This window comes from Cohnella herbarum (assembly GCF_012849095.1).
GTDB classification, from domain to species: domain Bacteria; phylum Bacillota; class Bacilli; order Paenibacillales; family Paenibacillaceae; genus Cohnella; species Cohnella herbarum.
Genome location: NZ_CP051680.1, coordinates 1,966,543 through 1,988,053 on the forward strand (window position 1 = coordinate 1,966,543; position 21,511 = coordinate 1,988,053).

Sequence of the window (21,511 nt, forward strand, 5' to 3'; positions counted from 1 at the left end):
TTCCTTCGAAACATTACTTTCGTATTAGCTCTTCTATTAAATTTTTCGAATTGCTTGTTGTCAAATTATATGTGATAGCTTTAATTGTTCCATCGCTATTTACGAAATAATTCGTTGGAATTGCCGTAATTCGATATTGTGACGCTATAGTGCCTTCATAATCCAAGAGAATTGGAAATTCAAAATTGTATTTTTTAATAAAATCCATGGCTTCTTCTTTGTTGTCACTCGAAGTGAGATTAATCGAAACTATTTCAAGATCATCTTTGTAATTTGAGTATATTTCATTCAAGTGCTCAGCTTCTTCTTTACAATACTGACACCAAGAAGTCCAAAAATTTAATAGTTTTGGTTTTCCTGAATCACTAGTTACTGAATATAATTTTGAGTCTGTATTATTCAATTCAAAATCAATCATTGGCTGACCATAGCTATCAACCATCACGTGCTCCAAAGGTTCTTCATAAGAGTTTGAAAGAATTACTACTATAAAAATAATAGCCAATAAAATGATAGTGACTGCCAGGATCTTTTTAACCATTTCTCTGAAGTCCTCCAATAAATTCACTTATGCAGAAATTGGGGATATAAAAAGGTTCCCTTCCGTTAAACAGTTGACCGCTTTTGCAGGGCTGGATTCATCTGTTTACGAGTCGGGAACCTTTAAGGCCAATCAGTTAAAACGTTCTCAAGGCAAGCCGGGCAAAGTTACCATTGTCACATCTGCCAACAAGCTTTTACGCGTGATCTATGGGATTCGGAACAGTCGAACGCCTTTTTGTATGGATTAAGCTCGTCACATAAGGAACATTTTACCATAAAACTTCTATCTTGAGATAGGTTTATTTGAGTATGTTCTTTTATACCGACTCAATCTATTTTTTCGTATGTTTCAGGATATCACCCGAAATCTGCTCCAAGACCGATTGCTTGCCGATTGCAAAAAATGCTTCGTTATAATTTTGTCTGCTTGTCATTCGATAGACATTTCCTGCCTTCATCGCCTTGAGGTTACTCCAAATTCCGCTTTTCTCTAGCACATTATCATCACTGTCCACGAGTAGGATCAAATGATCTGGATCCGGTGTACCTGCAGCTATAGGAAGCTTAAGATCGTTGAAAATCATATCGGCAATTCCTGTTCTGAAATAAATTCTAATTTCTTTCTCAGTGGCTTCAATCACCGCAAATATGAGAACTCCTTTTTACGTCCCACCACCTTAAAGGAACGAAGTTGATTAACTTACTAAAAACTATACTTCGCTAGCACTTCTCCCCAAGGAGCCATTCCTTGTTCTTCAAAACCCACTTTAGAATAAAGTTTCCTAGCGGACGCATTATCTGACTTATACCCTAGTAAAATAACATCTGTTCGATCTTCTTTAGTTTGAATATCATTAATAATCAACTTCATAGCCTGTTCGCCATATCCACGTCCTTGAAAACGACCATCAATCATAAATCTATAAATCCAGTAGTTACCATCGTCAGAGTCTAATCCATACATTGAAAATCCAACAAGATTCTCTTCAAAATAAATTGCTTTTGTGATAAATCCAGACAAAAATTGTGCTTCCGCAATGGAATATAGATTAGAGACAATATAACTTTCTTGATCTTGGCTAGGTTTCAATTGAATGCATTCTTCCCAATTACTCTTATTAATCGCTCTTATAGTAATCAAAATAGGATTCCTCCCGTTATGTAGTGAAATCCTATACATCGGTATTGACTGTGAAACAAATTATACACCTATTTCCAACATTTTCACCGTTACTTTCTCGACCCTGCCATCCATATCCGTCCCGTCAAACTTCGGAAGCTTCAACTCGCACACGATTTTTCCGTCACGCATAAACATAATACGCTCCGTCCGTGCCGCAACCTTTGCGTCGTGAGTTACAAACATAACCGAAGTTCCGTCCGCGTTGATTTCGGAAAATATGTCCATAATCTCCTGCGCGGATTTTGAGTTGAGCGCACCCGTAGGTTCGTCACCGAAAATGATTTTCGGGCTGTTCATAAGCGCTCGGCATATTCCCGTACGCTGAAGCTGACCTCCCGAAACCTGTGTAATGTCGCGATTTTCAAGCTCTGCAATGCCTACTCTTTTCATAAGTGATCTAGCTTTTCCCGAAATTTCCGCGACGTTTTTTCGATTGTCGCGCATGGACGGAAGAATGATGTTATCGAGGATATTCAGATTTTTGAGCATCGTCGGCTGCTGGAAAACAAATCCCATTGATGTTCTGCGTATATCCGATAGCTCATTCTCAGAGGCAGCCGATAGATCCTTACCGTCAAATACGACCTTCCCGCCATTAACGTTATCTGTTCCGCTCAGCGCAAACATCAGCGTTGATTTACCGGAGCCCGAAGGTCCCATGACCGCAACGAACTCTCCATCGTTAATCTCAACGGACACTCCGTCAAGAACATTGCGCTTTTCATCGCCCTCGCCGAAAGATTTTACGATTCTGTCACCGATAATTATTTTTTTCATGCGACTACTCCTTTATATGTTCGGATATTTTTATTTGTCCCGCGCGCGATGTGCCGATCGTTGTTGCGAGAAGTACCGCGATAATCATCATCAGCGGACTAAGCAAATACGCCGAAAGCGGATTAACCGCAAAGTTAAACTTCGAGGCTCCAAACGTAGAGATAACTAGACTCGCCAGCATCTCTCCGAGAGTGTTAGCTAGAATCGTACCAAGAACAATTCCGACAATCAGAACGAATATCGAACGCGAAACAAACTGCTTCTTAATATCCGAGTTTGTAAAACCAAACGCTTTCATGACTGCAATGGAATATCTATCCTTTGCGACAAGCATTTTCATAAATAACAGCGTAACAAGCACCGTTATAACCAGTGCAACTGCAATTGCGGAGTAGGAGGCCGTTTGGACGGAACTTATTGTCGAGCCGAGGGTCTGCGTAACGAATTCATCAACATCTGAAGTCTTTGCAAAATCAAACTTGTCTGCATATTCCGCAACCTTCGCTTCAACAAGGGATTTATCCGAAAGTTCGGCGCTGACAATGTTCCACATATTACCGACCGATTTGTCGGTGAATACGGCCTTGGCGGTTTTGCCGCCGTTGGTAATGTCGGAATAGATTCCGCTAACTATGAGATCTATCTCCTTCCCCTCAATAACCAGCGTAATGACATCGCCGACCTTTTTGCTCATTTCATCGGCGTATATAGTCGAAAGCGCAATTTCGTCATCTGTGGCAGGTGCTTTGCCCTTGGAATATTCGATAGGAAATATCGAATGGTCGCCGAGTTCAATTTTGATATTTTCCTCCGATCCGTTTTCCATCTTTGCTTTGAATGTTTTTGTTGTAAGGACGACAACCTTTGAAATGTCTTGATCGCTTCTCATCGTCTCTACGATATCAGCGACTTTTTCAGAGATATTATCGATATTGCCGACCTGTATGCGCAGATCGTAGTTTCCAATTCCCATATAGCCGATGAAGCTTTTTGAGGAAATCGTGCTGTACAGGTTCTGCGGAACAATCATGATAAATGCCGAAATCACCAGAACAGCAAGCATTGTGGCGTAAAGCCGTTTTCTTGAAAGAACATCTTTAATACCGAGAAAAATATTCGTGTTAAATATCCTGTTTCCGCTTAGGGTAAAACGTTTTGTGCCGGCTGTCTTTTCCTGCGAATTCCCAAAACGTATGGCTTCTGCGGCGGATATTTTCCGAAAGCGTTTCAACACTCCGTTTACATAGGCAATGATGGCAAGGAATACAAGCAATATGCCGATGATTCCTAAAACCGCGGCAAATGAAGAATTTTTGCTTTCGCCCATATAAAGCCGTATATTTTCAAGAAGCATGCCTTTAATTACAAACGAAAGAGCAAAACCGAGAATAGAGCCTGCAGCCGCAATTGCCGCGTATTTCGCTAAATAAATCTTCTTGATGTCGGAGATGCGCAGCCCTATAGCTTTCATAACACCAATTTCGCGATAATCGTCTTCGATTTTCGCAAGGAGCGTAAAACGTATGCACATGAACGCGATGGTAACGACAAGCAGGCTTACCAGAAGGATAACCCCAATCATCATCCCGTCGGAAATTGCATTCATCATTCTAAAAAGCGAATATGTAACCGATGGTCCGTTCGCCTCAAGACCTGCGGAGGCATAAGCGGTTTCAAATGAGCCTATCGCCGACAAATCTTTTAATCTGAACTCAATCAGATACTCTGGGCTTCCAAGGTTTTTTATTTCCGCATAGTCACTGCTGCTGACTAGAAATCGCTTTGAGGCGGAAAGCGAAGAATTCATTGTTGAATCGCGGAGAAAACCCGCAACGGTAAATTCTTTTCCGCTTATTACGGCCTTGTCACCGATCTTTGCAGTGTTATCCTTCATATAACTTACCGGAACATGAATATCGCCGTCTGATACTTTGATGACGTTTCCGTCAAGATCAAGAAGATAATCGAATTTTTCGCTCTGTACGCTTAAACCGTTGTCTTGAACGCTGTTCGCAAGCGACTTATCACCAAATGTAAATTGAGCCCCGTCAATGTTCAGAAATTCAACCACTTGAAATTCATCGACATTGCTGTTCTGCTCTGCAAAAGCTGTAAGCCGCGCAGTATCAATGTCACCAGCATGCATCTGCATAAAATGCGGAGTTTTCGCTTGCGTCATTAGCGTATCCAGCGCACCCGTAAGATTGACGACGAGTATCGCCGCGAGTGAAACAAGCATTGATGCGGCAGCGACAAATATCATGGTCGTCAGCGTTATCATTTTGCTCTTTAGAATGTCATTGCGGATTAATCTGGTATACATAAGCCACCTCTTATCGCAAGCATTTTGACTGATTTTTAGTTAGACAGAATTACCGAAGGATTCCCCGAACTATTCATTGCTGCCTTGATTTCCGCTGCCGAACATCTGCATTACGTACATAAGACTTCCCGTTTCGGCACCAAGCAGCCTTTCTGCGTTGAAAACAAATGCCTGTATGCGTGAAACACGCTCCTCGTCCGTCATTGTAACCATATCATCATCAAAAATGGTATTCGCATAAATCACAATCATTTCCATGGTTTCATACGCGAACGGGGTGCTGAACAGTCCCAACTGAATGCCCTCGCGGATTATTCCCGTCAGTATCGGCGTAACGCCGTTGATTATGACCCTTTGTATTTTCTGATGCATAAGCGCGTTCTGCGGCTTGTGTATATGCTCCATAATTTCCTTGCTGCTACCGCCACTTAGGTTCAGTGCCATAACAACGCGGATAATGCGCTCGACTACGGGTATGCTCTGATCTGCAGCAATTTCCTGCGCCGCACTTAGCAAGCGGACATTATACCGCTCAATCAGTCCGTCCATAATTACCTCCTTCGACTTGAAGTGATAATACAGCGTTCCCCGCGCAATTCCGACCTTTTCGAGAATATCTGTTGTACTTGTGCCGTCAAAGCCTTTCGAACCGAATAGCTCGTCCGCAGCATCAAGTATTTCATTCCTACGTTCCTCGGCTTCTTTTACAACTCTCATTTTACACATCCTTAATTTACTGACCGACTGCCTGTCTATAATATAATGGCATTAGATTTTTATTGTCAACTTAGTGTGTGTGCTAGTTTTATTACAATTTAGATGCTTTGCAAAAATAAACGAGTCAGGCATGATCCTATATGCCTGACTCGTTTATTTTTAATTATCATATTGCATAATGGGCATTGAACCCGCCTAACTCCGGTCCGGATCGAGCGTCGAATGGCCCGATACGTGAATATGGTTTTATAAGATGCCGGCAACTTTTAATGCTTTCATTTAATCTCTCGCTTTAATAGGTATGTATAAATCGACTTTCGCTTTCCCTTCCGGATCCTCAAATGGATTATTCATACAGAATTCAAGGCAATCTCTATCATCTGGATCAAACTCGCTATTCGGTAGCCATTGACCGAAAATGCTTTGATATACAATACCTAGCTTATCGATGGTGTCATAAAAGTTATACAATCCATAAAGTCCGCCTGGCAGTTTCCTGATTTGAACATCGGAATTATTATCTTTGATGAACGAGTATGGTAATGTCACACATGCGTCATAACGGCATTCGTTTTCTTCCGTTACATTGGGATTGTCTAAAGAAATTCCAATGAAATATTGTTCCGGAGGGTACAACAGATGCTTACTTGTCCATTCGCCTAATTTCTGCCATGCCTTATAAGTATCCAAGTAGCTACCAATATGTCTTACGAATGCAATCTCATACTCAGGTAGTTCTTTAATTGAAACATTCATTTGCCAAATCCTCCTCAGAAAGTTGTTTTTAATACTTTCATCATAACGAGAAGAATTTGATTCATCTTCTTGCATATTGCCAAGAAATAGAGAAATATTGCTATCTTTGTTTAGATTTTTTCTAACTTCACTTGGCGTTTTATTGAATTGCTTTTTAAAAGCAGCATTAAAATTTGAGGCTGATTCAAAGCCGCACAAAATGGAAATCTCGAGTATTGTTTTTTGAGCATCAGCCAAATAATGTATTGATTTATCTAACCTTGCTTTAGTCAAATAAGCTAAAGGTGTCATTCCTACCATTGCCGTAAAAACTCTTGAAAAGTGATACTTCGAAAAATGGGCAGCTTCTGCCATAGAGTCGAGTGTTAACTTGTCATTTAGTTTGTTTTCAATTAATACGAATACATTGTTAATTCGATCAACGTAATTGCTCTTATTCATTATTGTACATAAGTCCTTTCGCCGAATTCTTATAACGTCTTGTATTTCATGACGTCCTGCCACTCTGATTCACCGAAATCCTTCGGCCTGACCGAGGGCCAATGCGTGAATATGATGTTAGATGCTGTAGTTGCTTTCCTTGAGATTCTCATTAAAGGATCTGAACAATATTTCTTGAAATTTCCTTGTAAGTTTGAAAAATGGTTAAGTCATGATAGGGCAATGGAATACATCCCTTATTAAAAGCATCGTTAATAAAAGATTCATTTTTTTCTGTATTCGAATAGATGCCAATCGGTTTTTTCGTAATCAGATTTTCGCACTTGTAGCATTCATCTCCAGTAATTACATAATTCTTTTCATTGTGTTCCAAGTAGATTACTGATGAACCGATTGTATGCCCCCCTATGACTTTGAAATTAAATTTATTATCAATTATTATTTCATCTTTGACTGTAATTACATTTTCTTTGAGAAGCCTTTCCTTTACAGTTAGACTCCCATTTTTTAAGGCATGTAGATACTCATCGTAACCAATAACTATTTGTGAGTCAGGAAACAAATCAATATTATCGATGTGATCAAAATGACTATGAGTAATAAAAACAACATCAACATGATTAGAGTTAAATATATGCTTAATTTCTTTATCGACATTAATAAGATCTATTCCCCAATTTTTTGCAATAACGGGGTCACGAAATCCAACATCAAATAATATCGTTTTATTATTATATTTAGCTATGTAGTAAGACCATGAGATACGAATTAATTCTTCAGAAAATACATCACGATAGATATATTTAGTGTTCAAAAAAGATTCGCCGAACTTAACGGCATAGAGTTGCATATTTTTTCACTCCTTTAGTCTTTGCATCTATTTCACATAACGCTGTCATATCCTCGACGTCCCACCGACTTAAGGCTCCGGAGGAGCCGACAGCGATACGGTTAGTCGGTGCGGATGTGTCCGGCTGAACTCGCTTCCCTGCTGCTGAAATGCCACTTCGAATGCACTTCTAACTACTACCGGACCGAGGAGCACCGTCCCTATACGTGAATATGGTGTTATCGGATATCAATGTCTTCCTCGATTCAACTAATGATCTTTATGTAAAATTTGCTTTGACACCAGATGTTATAGTTTCCTTGCCTTAATCACAAAAGTTACAGGGAGTATCTTTGCTCTCTTTGCTATATCGCTGTTATCGTCTCTCGATTGCATAATCTCTTCATCCGTTTGCTCAATCATTTGCTCAACCACAAATCCCGCTTTCGCCAACGCGTTCACATAGGTTGATAGCTTACGGTCCGCTAATAGTAGTTCACCTTCAACAGCTACTGGATACCAAGATTCATCGAAATAGCTCTTTTTAAAAACAAACCTACCATTATCTTCAGTGACACATCTGTGTATGGGGTGAGACCAGCTGAAGATAAATACACCGTCTCTTTTAAGGTAAGAAGCGATCCGGCCAAAGGTACCCTCAAGGTCGGTTGTCCAACCGATGGCATAAATCGAGTAAACATAGTCAAAATAATCCGCAGGTATGCCGCATTCTTCTTCCATGGGAGAACAGATCAATTTTGCCGATACACCGAATGACTCTAAATGCTGCGCTGCCTTTTCGATTTGTCTTTCCGATATATCCACTGCCCATAGTTCAGATGCATTGCGTTCCGCTTGATATTGCAAGGATTGACCGTTGCCGCAGCCGATCTCCAATAACTTTTTCCCTGAAATATCGCCAAAAAGCTGGCAATTTTCTTCTGAGATAAACGCTCCATAGTAAGGAAGCACGATTGCTCTTAAAAAGTCATTGCCTTTTGTATCCCAATAGAAGCTGTTTGTCTTATGAACAACATTCTTATCCATGTCTTCCGAAATGGCGACGCCAACTTCGCCAGCGTTAATAATGATTGATCTATTTGCAGACTTCTTTTCCATGAAGACACCTTCTCCAGAAATGTATTTGTCGTTTTAATACAATCCTACATACAATATAGTTTTGAATTCAGATTTGCATTAATTTCCGAAAACGTTGTCTTAGCCGCGACGTCCATTCCCCTAAAGCTCCTATCTTTGGGGAATGGATTTGTCCGGCTGAAAATGCTTCCTCTAGACTGAAATTCCTCTCCGATTTAACTTCTAACTTCTGCCGGACTTAGGGCCGGATGGCCGAAGCGTGAATATGGTTTAGCTGAAGTTGGCCCCTTCTTTGAACCACTGATTTACAAAGATTTCGCATAACATTCTTGTATTCACGACGTCCAACTCCCTTAAGCCCGAAGGGCGGTCGCGATGCGGTTAGGGAGTCTGCAGCGACTATCCTTGCGGAAATTGGGGATATAAAAAGGTTCCCTACCGCTAAACAGTTGACCGCTTTTACCGGGCTGGATTCATCTGTTTACGAGTTGGGAACCTTTAAGACCAGTCAAAATCACATTTCGAAGAGGGGCTCTTCATGCCTCCTTACCGCTCTCTATCAAGCTACCGTTGCCGGTATTTCGAAGCAAGTGAACTTTCCACGAAATGAGATTCTATCGAAATATTATCAGTTAAAACGTTCTCAAAACAAGCTAGCCAAAGTTGCCATTGTCGCCACTTCCAACAAGCTTTTGCGCATTATTTACGGTGTGTTGAAAAGTCGGACGCCATTTTATAAGGAATAAGCTCGTCACATAAGGAACATTTTACCATAAAGCTTCTGTCTTGAGGTAGGCTTGTTTGAGTATGTTCTTTTAAGCCGAATCAAATCTCTTTTCACAATTGAATGCACGACGACCCGTTTCGAGTTTTACGTATTTTACTAGATATGTTCCGTACTGGGTTTCATCCGTTCCGACCTCGTCGTCTCTCTCTATTTAGAGTTCGACAATAAGCATAGGAATTATTTCAAAGGATATCGCCTCCACGGATTTTTTTTATGGGACCTGAGTAGTTACGCGTCGTGGTCACTTACGATTCTATCGGGCTAGGTTAGCTCGTATTTTCCTCCGACAAAATTGACGTTTGCGGACGTCGGTCATTACTTGACCGCCCCTGCCCAGAAGCCGCCGCGAATCAAACTAGGCTCGTGAAAAATAACGAACGCCTTGGGGTCTAGCTCGATAATACGGTCGTGCAGTTGCTTCTGGTTTTTGCGCCTGGTCAAAATCTCCATCACAAGACGGTCGCCGTCCCTACCGGAACCGAGCCATGTCGTCACGCCGTAACCAGCGTCGCGAAGAACCATCGCAAGCCTTGGTTCCGGATTATTGCTGATTACCTTCAGGGTGACGTAGCCGAGCGCCAGCTTCTGCTCGATCCACGAACCGGCCAGCACGCCCAGAGCATAGCCGATCGCATAAACCGCCAGACTGGCGGCTTGATCCAGATGAGACAACACCATATTCAGTCCCAGCACGTAGATCGTCACTTCAGCCGTGCTGATGAGCGCAGCGATATACTTCTGCCCCTTGATCGTCAGAATCATGCGCAAGGTGAAGGCCGACACATACACGATCTGAATGACGAAGATGAGAGTCAATATCTTGAACAAAAGATGCACGCTCCTTCTTCTTCAGACTTCATGAACCATTCTCCCATAACAAAACGAGCCAAACTTTCAATATGTCCGCTATTCGCATCGGTCAGGTATCAAAAACCCGTCAGGGCCGTCCCTGACAGGTTTTATTAATTCGTGCCGAAATCGGAAGCCGTATAAACGGTTTCAATCCGGTAATCGCTGTCCATCACGATGAAGTTCGCCCGCATGCCCGGGACGATGTCGCCGACGTCTAGATCAAGCGCTTTGCCGGCGTTAACCGAAGTCAGCCTAACGGCGTCTGCAAGCGGCACTGCAAGCAGCGGCCCAGTCAAGTGCCGGAACAGCTCGTACATCGTGCTTTGCGAGCCGTACACCGTGTCCCCCTTGTAGGCAACCGAACCGCGCACCGTAATGCCGGGGGCATCCGGGCATACGCTGTCGGTAATCGCCGTCAGCGTACCGATCGGCTTCAGCCGGAGCGCAAGCTTAAGCGCTTGCGGGGAAAGATGGCGCAAATCCGCGATAAGTTCGCAGTGCACCCGATCATCCAGCAACGCGGCGTCCAGTACGCCTGGCTCGCGGTGATCGAAGGTGCGCATAGCGTTAAACAGATGGGTCGCGCGAGAGAAGCCGGCGCCAAACGCCTCAAGCGCGGTATCGTAATCCGCATCCGTATGGCCGACTGACAACGCGAACCCGTGCTTATGCGAAAGCGCGGCCAGCGACGGGAGGTCTACACATTCCGGCGCGGCAGTGACGATGCGGATCGCACCCCGGAATGACCGGATGATGTCATCTGCTTCAGCTTCGTCGTAAGGCCGTATTTGCCCTTTGTAAAATCCGCCTTGCTTCGCCGGGTTAAGATACGGGCCTTCCAGATGAAATCCCTCCAGCCCCTCGCAAGTCAACGTGCGATAAGGCGGCTTGCGTGCGCCGAAAGGGGTGAATGGCGATATCGTCGCAAAAAACGAGGTCGTACCTGTCATCCTCAGCAGCCGGGCACCTGCCGCAAAATCGCAGTCGGGATCTTCGAAATCGCAGCCCTTCACACCGTGAATATGCGTGTCGATAAAACCGGGAACAACGATCTGCCCGCCGAGATCGCAGTATGCGAGGGAATCCTTGTTTGCTCGGTCATCCCGGTCAATGTCATCTGCACCTATTGCCCCGGCAGCCCCGGTGATTTCGGTAAACCGGCCGTTCGCCACGACAAAAGCCGCATTGCGAAAAACACCCGTCCCTGTCACCAAAGTCGCATTATAAAATCTCGTCGCTCGCACGTTGCCTTGCATCTCCTTTGCTGACTAGCTCTACCGCACCGATGATGCCAGCGTCATTCGCGAATGCGGCGGGTGTCACCCGGCAGCGCGGCAGATGCAAATTAACTTTCTTCCGCAGCGAGTCGACGAACAACTTGCGCTGACGGGATATCGCTCCGCCGATGACGACTGTATCGAGATCGAGCAGCATGACAAGCTCGATGACGCCTTTGGCCGCAGCATCCGTATAACGTTCCAGCACATCGATCGCCACCTCGTCTCCGGCCTTAGCGAGCGCACATACCGCCAGCCCGTCTTCCGCTTTCAGCCCATGCCTCTTCGCCAGCTGCACAAGCGCGGTCACGGATGCAGTCCGCTCGAAGCAGCCAATTTTCCCGCATGGACAAGGCTCGTCGCTGCCGCTTAACGTCAAATGCCCGATTTCACCGGCGCAACCGAAGCTGCCGCGGTACAAGCGGCGCTCCAGCATAAGCGCCCCGCCGATGCCGGTGCCAAACGTCACCGTCGCTCCGTTTACGCTCCCTTGCAGCGTGCCGTATCTTCGTTCGCATAGCAGCGCTGTCCGGGCATCATTCTCAGCCCGCGTCGGCAAACCGCTAACTTCGGCTAGCACATCTTCCAGCGCAAACTTGCTTATGCCGAGATTAACCGCATCGTACACAATGCCGTCGACGACCCATCCCGGGCATCCAACGCCAATTCCGGCAATATCGCCGCTGCCGGCAGCCTCGTGCCCAGCATCGCCGACGCCAATCGCCCCACTACTTCCATCGCCATCGCCATCGCCCACGCGGTCATCCACCGCGACCATACTACTGCCGTCCGCAGCCCGCAGCCTGGCGATCGCTTTGCCGATCGCCGCGACCATCCGCTGCGGCTCGCCGAAGAAGCGGTTGGTGATGACGTGCCGCTTCACGATTTTTCCGTCGTCCACTAATCCCACGGCAATTTTCGTGCCGCCAATATCAATGCCGATCGCTCGCATGTCGTCCTTCCTTCTTGAGGCGTACAAGCCCGCATCGAACCGATGCGGGCTTGGGCAAACGGCCTTATTTTTTCACGTTTTCCTGATAAAACTTGTTGTAATCGTCGACGACTTTCTCGATGCCGTAGCCTTTCAACGTTTCGATAAACTTGTCGTAATCGTCGAACGAAGCTTTTCCGGTAATGAATTTATAAGACATTTCATCCACCAACGTCGTCGAAGGCGTCAACGCGAGCGCATGCTCATCCTTCTTCTCCTGATCGAAGCGGACCATCCAGCTGTCCGGCCATGCCGCGAACTCGCCCATCTCTTCCATCGTGTAACCGGTGAACTTCTCGAGATTCGTTTTCCAACCGTACGGATCGGGATAGATTTCGTAAATGTTGAGTCCTGCGTAAAAGCTCATGGAATCGTTCAATGGCGTTTTGCCCGGTTCGTCCGTCGTCGTAATGTTATCCATGAACACAGGCTGGCCGTCTTTCATCTCATAAGTGACCCCTTCGATGCCGTAACCGAGCAAGCGGAAGAAATCTTCGCCCAACTGCCAGTCAAGCAGCGCGAGCGCTTCGTTGACGTACGGCGAATTCGCATTGATGACCATGCCGTACGACGGGCTAACCGTCGTCAAACCCCGATATTTGGACGGCTTCCCGTTCGCGCTGAGCGGCGGAATATATTTGAATTGCACCTTGTCTTGCAGGTTCATATTTTTGGCGATGACGTTTACGCTTTTGGCGGTATTCTCGTACTGCATTTCCCACACGTAGCTTTCCGTTATGAAGCTTTTCTCGGTTGCCAAAGTCTGGCGCCAGTCGTCGCCTGCGAACGTATACTGCGGAAACTGCGGATCGTACAATTTCTCCGCAAACAGCTTGTGCAGAAACTCCAGCATCTGGCGATATTCGGGAGTGAACGGACCGAAGATATACTTACCTTGTTCCTGATCAAAAGCCAGCGTGGACGAAGTGCTGAATACTCTGCTCCAGACGGTCAGCGTTTCAGGAATGGTGTATGAAGTTACCGGATAAGAGGTCGGGAATTTCTCCTTCAGCTTTTTGGCCGCATCGTAGATGTCGTCCACCGTCTTCGGCGCGTCCAGTCCGACGGCTTCGAACGCTTTCGCGTTATAGAAAAATCCGGTCGGCACCGTCTTGTACGGATACAAATAAGGGAAAATGTACGTGTCTCCTTTTCCGTCCTCAAAAAGCGTTCTCGCTTCCGGATATTGATCGTAATAAGCTTTCAAGTTCGGCAGCTTATCGAGATAATCGCTGATTTTCACGAACTTTCCTGCCTGACCGTACATTTGGCTAATCTCGTTCACTTCGCGTCCGCCCGAAGCGCCGAGCAGCATAACATCCGGCCAGTCGCCCGATGGGGACGCCAGAATGAGCGACTGCTTCTCTGCGTACCCGTCGGCGGGCGCGTTGTAGTCAAGCTTGATATTGGTCAGACGCTCAAACTCCTTGACGAGCGGGTTTTCCGGGTTAAAGTCCCCTTGATACCAGGAAAATACTTTCATCGTTACCGGATCTTTGAGCGGAAAGCTCAGCGGTTCGAACGTTTTACCGGCTGCCGGGCTTGCGTTCGATCCGGATTTGGAACTCTGGCACCCCACCGTGGCGAATAACAGCACGGTCGCAATCAGAAACATGAAACTCCGTTTTTTCACATTTACCCTTCCCTTCTCTGTTCGCTTGTTCAATATGCGGTCAGATCGGCGCCGCACTGCGGTTTCAGCCTTTGATCGCGCCGATCATAATCCCTTTGACGAAATACTTTTGCAAGAACGGGTAGATCATGACGATCGGCAGTATCGTAACGACGATAATTGCGCTGCGAACCGTCTGCTCGCTGACCCCCGCCGGTTTATACGCAGCGATAATGCTGCGCATATGGCTCGTGGGCTCGAAAGTGATCAATACCTTTCGCACGACCAACTGCAGTGGATACAAGTTTTGATTTTCGATAAACAGCATGGCGTTAAACCAGGAGTTCCAATGCCCGACGATGAGCCACAAGCTGAGCGTAGCCAAAATCGGTTTCGACAGCGGCGTGTAAATCCGGGTAAGAATCGTCAAGTCGTTCGCTCCGTCCATTAGCGCCGATTCTCGCAGTTCGATCGGAATGTTCGCCTGGAAAAAGGTACGGCAAATAATGATGTACCAGACGGAGACGCCGGGCAGTATTAATGCCCAAAGCGTGTCTTTCATGTGCAGGTTTTGGACAAGCATGTAATAAGGGATCAAGCCCCCTGAAAAGTACATCGTAAACGTCAGAAAGATCAAAAACGGCTTTTTGCCCCTGAACTGCTTAATCGCCAGCGGGTATGCGGTGAGGAGCGTCAGCCCGACGGACAGCACCGTGCCCGCAGACGTATAGAAGATCGTGTTGATATATCCTCTAATAATTAGCGGGTCGGACAAAGCGACTCGGTAGGCGTTCAGATTAAACCCCTTCGGTAGCCAGGTGACCATTCCCATCGTGACGTATTCGTTTTTGCTGAAAGATACGGCCACGATATAAATAAACGGGTACAGCATGACGAAAATCATAAGCAGCGAGGCAATCAGAGCAACCGCCCTTACCACGAGATCCGATCGGTGTTCGGCATAGTTCCGCATTTTCAAATCCATTCCTTTCCGAAGCTTCTGGTCACCAGAAAGAATACCCGGTCAATCTTCTCATGACCTTGTTGGCGAAAAACACCAACAGGAACGATAGGACCGAATTGACGAGCCCGACGGCTACGCCGTAGCTGTAGTTAGCGTTTTGCAAGCCGTTTCGATATACGTAGGTCGCCAGAATATCCGCCGTTTCGTACGTTGCCGGGGAGTACATCAAAATAATCTTTTCGAAAGACGCCCCGAGCAGCAAGCCGACGGACAATATGAACTGGATGCTGATGACCGGAAGTAGCGCCGGGAAAGTGATATGGCGAATTTTTTGCAAGCGATTCGCCCCGTCCATCGTGGCCGCTTCGTACATCTCGTCCGGGATGGAAGATATGGCGGCCAGGTACAGGATGCTGCCCCAGCCGATCCCCGTCCAAATCTCGGAGCTGATGTAGATCGTCCGAAAGCTCGAAGCATCGCTCATGAAATTGATCGCTTGCAGGCCGATCGATCGCAGAAAATGGTTGACGACGCCGTCAATCGCAAGAATTTCCTTCATCATCCCGACGATGATAACCGTGGAAATAAAGTACGGCAAATAAGAAACGGACTGCGCGAATTTTTTGAACTTGCCCTGCTTCAACTCGTTGAAGATAAGCGCCAGCAATATCGGGGCCGGGAAGCAGAACAGCAGGGAAAACACGCCAAGCTTCACGGTATTCATGAAAGCCCGGGGAATAAGAGGATCCTTCAAAATCAGCTCGAAATATTTCAGCCCGACCCACTTGCTTTCCATAATGGAAGTAAGGCCGTTATAGTTTTTGAAAGCGAGCACGATGCCGTAGAGCGGAACATAGCTAAATACGAATACCAAGATGATGCTAGGAGCGAGAAATAGATACAGCCATTTGTCCTTGACCACATCTTTCCACAAAACGCGAAAGTAGCTACTCTGCATACCCGGCTCTCCTCAGGAAAGCGATACTCTCGTCGCAGGATGCGATCGGATCGTCGCATTCCAATTCAATTGAAGCTGTTCCGTCGAAACCGCCCGACCGGAGCGTCCGAATGACGCTATCGAACGGAATATCGCCTTGACCGAGCGGACAGCCCGTATACCACACCTTGTTCAGCGATGGCCAGCCTTCGCCTTCTTGAGCCGAGTGGCGGTAGTCTTTCAGATGCAGCAGATCTACCCGGCCTTTCAGCCGCTCTGCCGCTACCTCAGGCGCTTCGTCGACGAATAGAAAATTGGCGGTATCGAACGTCGACCGGAATGCCGGCGACCGATACGAATCCAGCAGCTCGGTCACCTCTCCGCTGCGAGCGGCGAACACGCCGTGATTTTCCAGACAAAGCTTGATCCCGGCATGTTCCGCGTACCGGATGCAAGGCGCGTAACAAGCTGTGATCGAAGCCATGCTGTCTTCGAACGCAACTTCGTCCTTGACGTCCCCGGAAAATACACGCATGACGGGCGTGCCGATCTGCTTGGCGATATCGATTTGTCGGATCATGTAATTGATTTGCTCGAGGCGTTTCGTTTCGTCCGGCTGAACGAAATCGTTGCAAATCGACCATACGGCGGGTGAAAGCCCTAGCTTATCCATGACGGCCATACATTCGTCCAACTTGTCGAGCACAAAAAAATCGAGCAGTTCGACGTTCCTAACACCGCGCGAGGCGCAGTATTCGGCGAACGCGGCGAAGTCCATCGCTCCACCGTATATCAGTTCCTGAAAAGTCCACATGCTTACGCTCAGTTTCATTCCGGTTCCTCCGCCTTTCTTTAGGTTCCCATTCTATCTCGTTATCCTGATTTCTCTCTGCTCATTTGCCGATTCGTAGATCGCATCCGTAATGCGCATACACTCCACGCCATCTTCGGCGGTCACGATCGGCTGTTCGGCACCTTTGATCACCTGGATAAAGTGGGAGATTTCCTCGTCGAAATCGTAATTGGGATTATGCTCGTTGTTCGAATGCAGCGGCTGGATATTGCAGGCGACGCCGAAATCGTCCGTTGCGATACGCACTTTCGGGTATGCCGTCGCGCCGCCCTTCCTGCCGAACACTTCGAGCTGGAACACATCCGATTCGACGTGGTGATTCCAACTCGTCTCGAACTGGATCGTCACACCGTTGTCCATCCGGATCAGCGCGGAGGCAAAATCTTCGACATCGTGAATTTGCCCGCTGTCGGCGCTCATATGCGGCGCGTTGGAGGCCACCTGCTCGTCCGGCATTTTGTGGGTGACGGCATATACCGAGACGGCCTGCCCGCCGGCGATAAATCGGGCGAGATCAAGCACGTGCACACCGAGATCGATGACCGGCCCGCCCCCGGATCGGTTGTTGTCCGCGAACCATCCGCCGGGGTTGCCGTGACGGCGCAAATAAACCGCTTTCACATAATACAGCTGGCCGAGCCTGTTTTCGTCCACGGCGTTTTTCAGCAGCTTGACGCCTTCTTCGTATCGCGTGCAAAAACCCGGCATCAGCACGCGGCCGAACCGCTCTGCTGTCAACTGCATCTCCACCGCCTGCGTGGCGCTTACGGCCAGCGGCTTCTCGCATAGCACGTGCGCGCCGCCGTTCAGCGCATCGATCGAGACGGACGCGTGAAGGCTGTTCCAAACGCATACCGACACCGCATCCGGAGCGGCTTCCTCGAGCATTGTCCGGTAATCGTCATAAACGCGGGAAATTTCGTACTGGCGGGCGAACTGCTCTGCCCTGTCGCGATTACTATCGCATACCGCAACGACATCGACGTCAGCGCGTTTCCGATAGGCGGCTACATGACAGTGCCCGATCGTACCCGCGCCGATTATTCCGACTTTTATTTTGTCCACAAGCATCCCCCTAACAAAAAAAACCCCGATGATCGGCTGAATTGTTCAACCGTCATCTGGGTTTCATCGTACCATTCGAAAGATTCATTGTATTTGTTTCTATATTCGATTAATTTGTTCAAATTTATGAAGCTGGCCGGTGCGTGTGCTGTCAACCGATCATTCGGTACTGGCTCGGCGCCATTCCTGTTACCTTTTTGAATGCCTTGCTGAAGGAATGAATAGACTGGTACCGCAGCTTTAACGCGATATCGTTAATAGACAACGTCGTTTCGCGCAGCAGCCGCTCGGCCGTATCGATTCGCTTCTGATTATAATAAGTCTGCAACGACATGCCGATCTCGTTCGAGAAAATGTAGGACAGATGGGAGTAGCTGTAGTTGAGCCGATCCGCGATTTCCGTCAGACTTGTAATGTCGTAGATTTGGTTTTCAATGTAAGAGAGGACCGAATACACCGTTTCGTTGCCGAATTGGTCGGTCGTATGCGGCTTGCGCATAACCGTATCGGACTTCTGGAAATTACGGTGCGTCAAAATAATAATTTGCGTCATATATGTTTCCAGCATCTGCTGGGAAAAATCCGTTGGGTAATGCAGCTCCTTAAGCAGCGCGGTAAAAGACAACTCGATCGAAAACGCGTCCTTCACGCGGGGGCACGTCACCTGATCTAGCGTCTTCTGAATGTTCGGGTACGGGTTGTCCATCCCAAGGTTTGAATTGAAATAAAAAGCCAAGTACAAGTAGCGGAACGGGTCTTCGTTATCCGCGATCAAATTGTGGCACTGATCCGGCAGGCAGAGGAAGAGATCGCCCTTCTCGACGGGGAAGCGCTTACCATCTACGTAAAAGTCGCCTTTACCGGACAAAATATAACTGATCTCGTAACAAGGCTGAATATGGTTGCCGACTTCAAATCCGCCGAGACAGCTCAAGTCCCCGATTTGGTAAAGACTGATAGAGGTATACTGCTGTGGATGATCCCAGTACCTAGTGTCGTAATGAAATTTCTTGCCGTCAAAATGGATCATATCCTGCGCCCCCCGATCTTTTTTTGGCTACAGCATACTCTTGCACATGGAACGTGAAATTAACCTCATCATAAAATGGCGATTTTTTATTGTCAATCGGGGCGGCATAAAATACGGGCCTTCACTCGAGATCGAATGAAAGCCCGCTTTACTTGAATTGCAACTTCCGTATGATTCTTCGCAAATAGATTCAAGCCCTGAACAAATTGCTGAAGATCTGGCAAGAATCGTCCAAAATAGTGTCTCCATCGATGCGCCATATGTGGTGTTCATTAAACTTTCAAATAAATTATTCACTAAACATCCCGTAGGCCGACGGGTCCTTCTTTGAATTTCCCCACACATCTTTACTTTCTTTTAGGTTCTTTCTTCCTTCATTCGTTCAGGAATATACTCCAACAAATCACCAGGTTGACAATTTAGTGCTGAACAAATTTTATCAATTACTTCTAAAGAAACATATTCATTTGTGTTTAACTTTGCCATTGTTGCAGAAGAAATCCCAGTCATTTTCAATAAATCCTGCTTCTTTATTTCCCTATCTATCAGCAATTTTAGTAATGGTTTATAACTGATCATCGCGAACTCCTCATAAAGTAGTTAAATGTTTCTTTAATTATATTGAACAATCTTTATTTACTCAAAAATATTTACTTTGTAAATATAAATCATACAAGGTCTAAATCTTGCGAAATTCATTAGAGATAATAATTGATCCGCTAGTTCGTACTCGTTTAAAACTATTACACGGCGACCTTACAACTACAGATTCTGATTTTATACTATTTTCAAATGAATCTATACAAAACTATAACATAATCCGAGAATCCCTACCCGACAACCTCCAACATGCCCTTTTCCTCTACTAAGCTCCAAACAAACATTACTCGAAAGTAAAATATATCTACAAGGTTTCAAGGATGCCATATGTCTATTCGAAGAACTACATATGTCTCGAATTTAAGAGCTTTTAACGCTCTTTTCTTTTTGAGCTTGTCGAATAACGTCTTATGTATTCACGAACCCGAGAGGCTTAAGGCGACGAAGTCGCCGGGTGGCTTCGCCACTTAGCCTCGCAGGGTTGTCCGCCTATATCCACTCCCTCGAAATGCCCCGGGCGGACCGAGCAGCCATCAGGCTGCGATGCATGAATACGATGTTATCGGAAATCAATGCCCCCCATTTGTTGCGTATTAAATAATTATTACTTTTTCTCTAATGCTACAACTGCTTCGATTTCCACAAGCTGTTTTTCATACCCTAACACTGTAACTCCTAATAGCGTACTTGGAACATCATTTTCGCCAAATTCCTCTCTTATCGCTCTCCATGCGGATACTAAGTCAGCTCGACTGGAGGACGCAACAAGGACTCTGGTATACGTAATGTCTTTGAGCGAGGCGCCAAATCCCCTTAATGCTTCAACTAAGTTTTCCACACAGAGTTTTGCTTGAAACTCATAATTATTAATGCCCAATACAATTCCTTCTTTATTAAGCGGGCAAGCTCCTGCCATAAAAAATATATCCATACCCGAAGGAATACATGAAGCATAAGCATAATCTACGGAAGCTAGATTGGTTAAACGTATCAAAGATATTTTGACCATTTTTATTACCACCCATTTGTCATTTTGTATTTTTACGTTTTTAATAAAATACTGAAGACTTTGTATTATAAGAATTAATCCATTTGGATTACTCTATATTGCATTGATTTCCGATAACGTTCATGTATTCGCGACGTCCAACTCCCTTAAGCCCAGAGGGCGGCCGCGATGCGGTTAGGGAGTTGGATGTGTCCGGCTGATTCTGCTTCCCTGCTGCTGCCAATCGCCTCCCCGAATCCACTTCTAACTACGGCCGGACCGAGAGGCGAATGCCCCGAAGCGTGAATATGGTGTTATGTGATGTCCCAGCCTTCGAAGCTTAACCTTCAATTAATCTAGGCGTTTTATATATACTTCTATTCATTATCCATTCTGTTAAAGCATCTCTAGTCGGAGCTCCCATTATAAAATTAAGATCATCTTTTGGATGCACTACATAATCGATAATTTCATTTATTGGTATCCATGCAATTCCTACTTGATGTAAATCTGGAGTCTGACCTACTAAAGCAATTCGATCGTGGTTTACCGTGCAGTGAAATGTAAAATCTATTTGGTGTATTTGTGGTTCCAATTCAAAAAATTTCGAGTCCCTTCTAGCTATAAATTCATTAATAAATATGAGTTCATTCCAAATGACTTCTAAATCAACTTCTTCTTTTACTTCTCTTTTCAGGGTTTCAATAATGCTTTCCCCATGATTCTGTCCTCCACCTGGAAGAACATAAAATGCTCCTTGAACACCAGTTCTTCTCAAAACGAGTAACTCTTCGTCTTTGATTATTACAGCTCGAGCCGCAGTTCTAATGTTCAGAGCAAACACTTCTTTCCACTAGTTTTTAATAAACTTGCTGGGATTTCACATAA

The 21,511-nt window shown here is 46.0% G+C and carries 23 protein-coding genes; 2 read left to right on the forward strand and 21 right to left on the reverse strand.

Annotated elements, in window-relative coordinates:
• Nucleotides 1-13 precede the first annotated feature (13 nt).
• Entirely contained in the window at nucleotides 14-541 is a 528-nt protein-coding gene (locus tag HH215_RS08760; protein WP_169279550.1) for a TlpA disulfide reductase family protein, read from the reverse strand.
• Between HH215_RS08760 and HH215_RS08765 the strand changes: the two genes are divergently transcribed.
• Nucleotides 510-791: a transposase gene (locus HH215_RS08765; RefSeq protein WP_375140493.1), complete on the forward strand. Its 282-nt coding sequence runs from the start codon at nucleotides 510-512 to the stop codon at nucleotides 789-791. The two genes, HH215_RS08760 and HH215_RS08765, sit on opposite strands and share 32 nt — an antisense overlap.
• A gap of 84 nt (nucleotides 792-875) precedes the next feature.
• On the opposite strand, the gene HH215_RS08770 is transcribed toward HH215_RS08765, so the two are convergent.
• From HH215_RS08770 to HH215_RS08805, 8 genes are all read right to left on the reverse strand, one after another.
• Nucleotides 876-1,184 (reverse strand): hypothetical protein, encoded by a 309-nt coding sequence (locus tag HH215_RS08770; protein ID WP_174887609.1) that lies wholly within the window; start codon nucleotides 1,182-1,184, stop codon nucleotides 876-878.
• Nucleotides 1,185-1,246: 62 nt separating this feature from the next.
• Nucleotides 1,247-1,684, reverse strand: a complete 438-nt coding sequence (locus HH215_RS08775; protein WP_169279551.1) for a GNAT family N-acetyltransferase — start codon at nucleotides 1,682-1,684, stop codon at nucleotides 1,247-1,249.
• Between the two features lie 60 nt (nucleotides 1,685-1,744).
• Complete coding sequence (locus HH215_RS08780) at nucleotides 1,745-2,503, reverse strand: ABC transporter ATP-binding protein (protein WP_169279552.1); 759 nt, start codon at nucleotides 2,501-2,503, stop codon at nucleotides 1,745-1,747.
• 4 nt (nucleotides 2,504-2,507) lie between these two features.
• Nucleotides 2,508-4,826, reverse strand: coding sequence for an ABC transporter permease (locus tag HH215_RS08785; RefSeq protein ID WP_169279553.1), 2,319 nt, complete (start codon nucleotides 4,824-4,826; stop codon nucleotides 2,508-2,510).
• 69 nt (nucleotides 4,827-4,895) lie between these two features.
• Nucleotides 4,896-5,543 carry a TetR/AcrR family transcriptional regulator gene (locus tag HH215_RS08790; RefSeq protein WP_169279554.1) on the reverse strand — a complete coding sequence of 216 codons (648 nt, stop codon included), beginning with the start codon at nucleotides 5,541-5,543 and terminating at the stop codon, nucleotides 4,896-4,898.
• A 279-nt stretch (nucleotides 5,544-5,822) separates the two neighbouring features.
• Nucleotides 5,823-6,740: an AraC family transcriptional regulator gene (locus HH215_RS08795; protein WP_169279555.1), complete on the reverse strand. Its 918-nt coding sequence runs from the start codon at nucleotides 6,738-6,740 to the stop codon at nucleotides 5,823-5,825.
• A 151-nt stretch (nucleotides 6,741-6,891) separates the two neighbouring features.
• Nucleotides 6,892-7,590: an MBL fold metallo-hydrolase gene (locus HH215_RS08800; protein ID WP_169279556.1), complete on the reverse strand. Its 699-nt coding sequence runs from the start codon at nucleotides 7,588-7,590 to the stop codon at nucleotides 6,892-6,894.
• Nucleotides 7,591-7,878: 288 nt separating this feature from the next.
• Nucleotides 7,879-8,688 carry a class I SAM-dependent methyltransferase gene (locus HH215_RS08805; RefSeq protein WP_169279557.1) on the reverse strand — a complete coding sequence of 270 codons (810 nt, stop codon included), beginning with the start codon at nucleotides 8,686-8,688 and terminating at the stop codon, nucleotides 7,879-7,881.
• A gap of 308 nt (nucleotides 8,689-8,996) precedes the next feature.
• Here HH215_RS08805 and HH215_RS08810 point away from each other — a divergent pair, with 308 nt between their 5' ends.
• On the forward strand, nucleotides 8,997-9,413 hold the full coding sequence (locus HH215_RS08810) for a transposase (RefSeq protein WP_256376712.1): 417 nt from the start codon (nucleotides 8,997-8,999) through the stop codon (nucleotides 9,411-9,413).
• Nucleotides 9,414-9,769: 356 nt separating this feature from the next.
• On the opposite strand, the gene HH215_RS08815 is transcribed toward HH215_RS08810, so the two are convergent.
• From HH215_RS08815 to HH215_RS08870, 12 genes are all read right to left on the reverse strand, one after another.
• On the reverse strand, nucleotides 9,770-10,282 hold the full coding sequence (locus tag HH215_RS08815; protein ID WP_169279558.1) for a DUF2179 domain-containing protein: 513 nt from the start codon (nucleotides 10,280-10,282) through the stop codon (nucleotides 9,770-9,772).
• Nucleotides 10,283-10,416: 134 nt separating this feature from the next.
• Nucleotides 10,417-11,550, reverse strand: coding sequence for an N-acetylglucosamine-6-phosphate deacetylase (locus HH215_RS08820; RefSeq protein ID WP_169279559.1), 1,134 nt, complete (start codon nucleotides 11,548-11,550; stop codon nucleotides 10,417-10,419).
• A complete protein-coding gene (locus HH215_RS08825; RefSeq protein WP_169279560.1) occupies nucleotides 11,528-12,535 on the reverse strand; it encodes an ROK family protein in 1,008 nt (335 codons plus the stop codon). The genes HH215_RS08820 and HH215_RS08825 overlap by 23 nt, the downstream gene beginning before the upstream one ends.
• A 64-nt stretch (nucleotides 12,536-12,599) precedes the next feature.
• Nucleotides 12,600-14,207: an extracellular solute-binding protein gene (locus HH215_RS08830; protein WP_169279561.1), complete on the reverse strand. Its 1,608-nt coding sequence runs from the start codon at nucleotides 14,205-14,207 to the stop codon at nucleotides 12,600-12,602.
• A gap of 64 nt (nucleotides 14,208-14,271) precedes the next feature.
• On the reverse strand, nucleotides 14,272-15,171 hold the full coding sequence (locus HH215_RS08835; RefSeq protein ID WP_254450422.1) for a carbohydrate ABC transporter permease: 900 nt from the start codon (nucleotides 15,169-15,171) through the stop codon (nucleotides 14,272-14,274).
• A gap of 19 nt (nucleotides 15,172-15,190) precedes the next feature.
• Complete coding sequence (locus tag HH215_RS08840; RefSeq protein ID WP_169279562.1) at nucleotides 15,191-16,108, reverse strand: ABC transporter permease; 918 nt, start codon at nucleotides 16,106-16,108, stop codon at nucleotides 15,191-15,193.
• A complete protein-coding gene (locus HH215_RS08845) occupies nucleotides 16,098-16,919 on the reverse strand; it encodes a sugar phosphate isomerase/epimerase family protein (RefSeq protein ID WP_169279563.1) in 822 nt (273 codons plus the stop codon). The genes HH215_RS08840 and HH215_RS08845 overlap by 11 nt, the downstream gene beginning before the upstream one ends.
• Nucleotides 16,920-16,952: 33 nt before the next feature.
• On the reverse strand, nucleotides 16,953-18,005 hold the full coding sequence (locus HH215_RS08850) for a Gfo/Idh/MocA family protein (protein WP_169279564.1): 1,053 nt from the start codon (nucleotides 18,003-18,005) through the stop codon (nucleotides 16,953-16,955).
• 151 nt (nucleotides 18,006-18,156) lie between these two features.
• On the reverse strand, nucleotides 18,157-19,035 hold the full coding sequence (locus tag HH215_RS08855; protein ID WP_169279565.1) for an AraC family transcriptional regulator: 879 nt from the start codon (nucleotides 19,033-19,035) through the stop codon (nucleotides 18,157-18,159).
• Between the two features lie 357 nt (nucleotides 19,036-19,392).
• Complete coding sequence (locus HH215_RS08860) at nucleotides 19,393-19,614, reverse strand: helix-turn-helix domain-containing protein (protein WP_169279566.1); 222 nt, start codon at nucleotides 19,612-19,614, stop codon at nucleotides 19,393-19,395.
• 625 nt (nucleotides 19,615-20,239) lie between these two features.
• Nucleotides 20,240-20,644, reverse strand: a complete 405-nt coding sequence (locus HH215_RS08865; RefSeq protein WP_169279567.1) for a RidA family protein — start codon at nucleotides 20,642-20,644, stop codon at nucleotides 20,240-20,242.
• Nucleotides 20,645-20,963: 319 nt separating this feature from the next.
• On the reverse strand, nucleotides 20,964-21,467 hold the full coding sequence (locus HH215_RS08870; RefSeq protein ID WP_169279568.1) for an NUDIX domain-containing protein: 504 nt from the start codon (nucleotides 21,465-21,467) through the stop codon (nucleotides 20,964-20,966).
• Between the last annotated feature and the right edge of the window lie 44 nt (nucleotides 21,468-21,511).

What these genes read in the sequence shown, in the direction of transcription:
- HH215_RS08765 (WP_375140493.1), top strand. Translation starts at nt 510, where the DNA reads ATGATAGTGACTGCCAGGATCTTTTTAACCATTTCTCTGAAGTCCTCC.
- HH215_RS08760 (WP_169279550.1), bottom strand. Translation starts at nt 541, where the DNA reads ATGGTTAAAAAGATCCTGGCAGTCACTATCATTTTATTGGCTATTATT.
- HH215_RS08780 (WP_169279552.1), bottom strand. Translation starts at nt 2,503, where the DNA reads ATGAAAAAAATAATTATCGGTGACAGAATCGTAAAATCTTTCGGCGAG.
- HH215_RS08785 (WP_169279553.1), bottom strand. Translation starts at nt 4,826, where the DNA reads ATGTATACCAGATTAATCCGCAATGACATTCTAAAGAGCAAAATGATA.
- HH215_RS08790 (WP_169279554.1), bottom strand. Translation starts at nt 5,543, where the DNA reads ATGAGAGTTGTAAAAGAAGCCGAGGAACGTAGGAATGAAATACTTGAT.
- HH215_RS08795 (WP_169279555.1), bottom strand. Translation starts at nt 6,740, where the DNA reads ATGAATAAGAGCAATTACGTTGATCGAATTAACAATGTATTCGTATTA.
- HH215_RS08800 (WP_169279556.1), bottom strand. Translation starts at nt 7,590, where the DNA reads ATGCAACTCTATGCCGTTAAGTTCGGCGAATCTTTTTTGAACACTAAA.
- HH215_RS08805 (WP_169279557.1), bottom strand. Translation starts at nt 8,688, where the DNA reads ATGGAAAAGAAGTCTGCAAATAGATCAATCATTATTAACGCTGGCGAA.
- HH215_RS08825 (WP_169279560.1), bottom strand. Translation starts at nt 12,535, where the DNA reads ATGCGAGCGATCGGCATTGATATTGGCGGCACGAAAATTGCCGTGGGA.
- HH215_RS08835 (WP_254450422.1), bottom strand. Translation starts at nt 15,171, where the DNA reads ATGGATTTGAAAATGCGGAACTATGCCGAACACCGATCGGATCTCGTG.
- HH215_RS08840 (WP_169279562.1), bottom strand. Translation starts at nt 16,108, where the DNA reads ATGCAGAGTAGCTACTTTCGCGTTTTGTGGAAAGATGTGGTCAAGGAC.
- HH215_RS08845 (WP_169279563.1), bottom strand. Translation starts at nt 16,919, where the DNA reads ATGAAACTGAGCGTAAGCATGTGGACTTTTCAGGAACTGATATACGGT.
- HH215_RS08855 (WP_169279565.1), bottom strand. Translation starts at nt 19,035, where the DNA reads ATGATCCATTTTGACGGCAAGAAATTTCATTACGACACTAGGTACTGG.
- HH215_RS08860 (WP_169279566.1), bottom strand. Translation starts at nt 19,614, where the DNA reads ATGATCAGTTATAAACCATTACTAAAATTGCTGATAGATAGGGAAATA.
- HH215_RS08865 (WP_169279567.1), bottom strand. Translation starts at nt 20,644, where the DNA reads ATGGTCAAAATATCTTTGATACGTTTAACCAATCTAGCTTCCGTAGAT.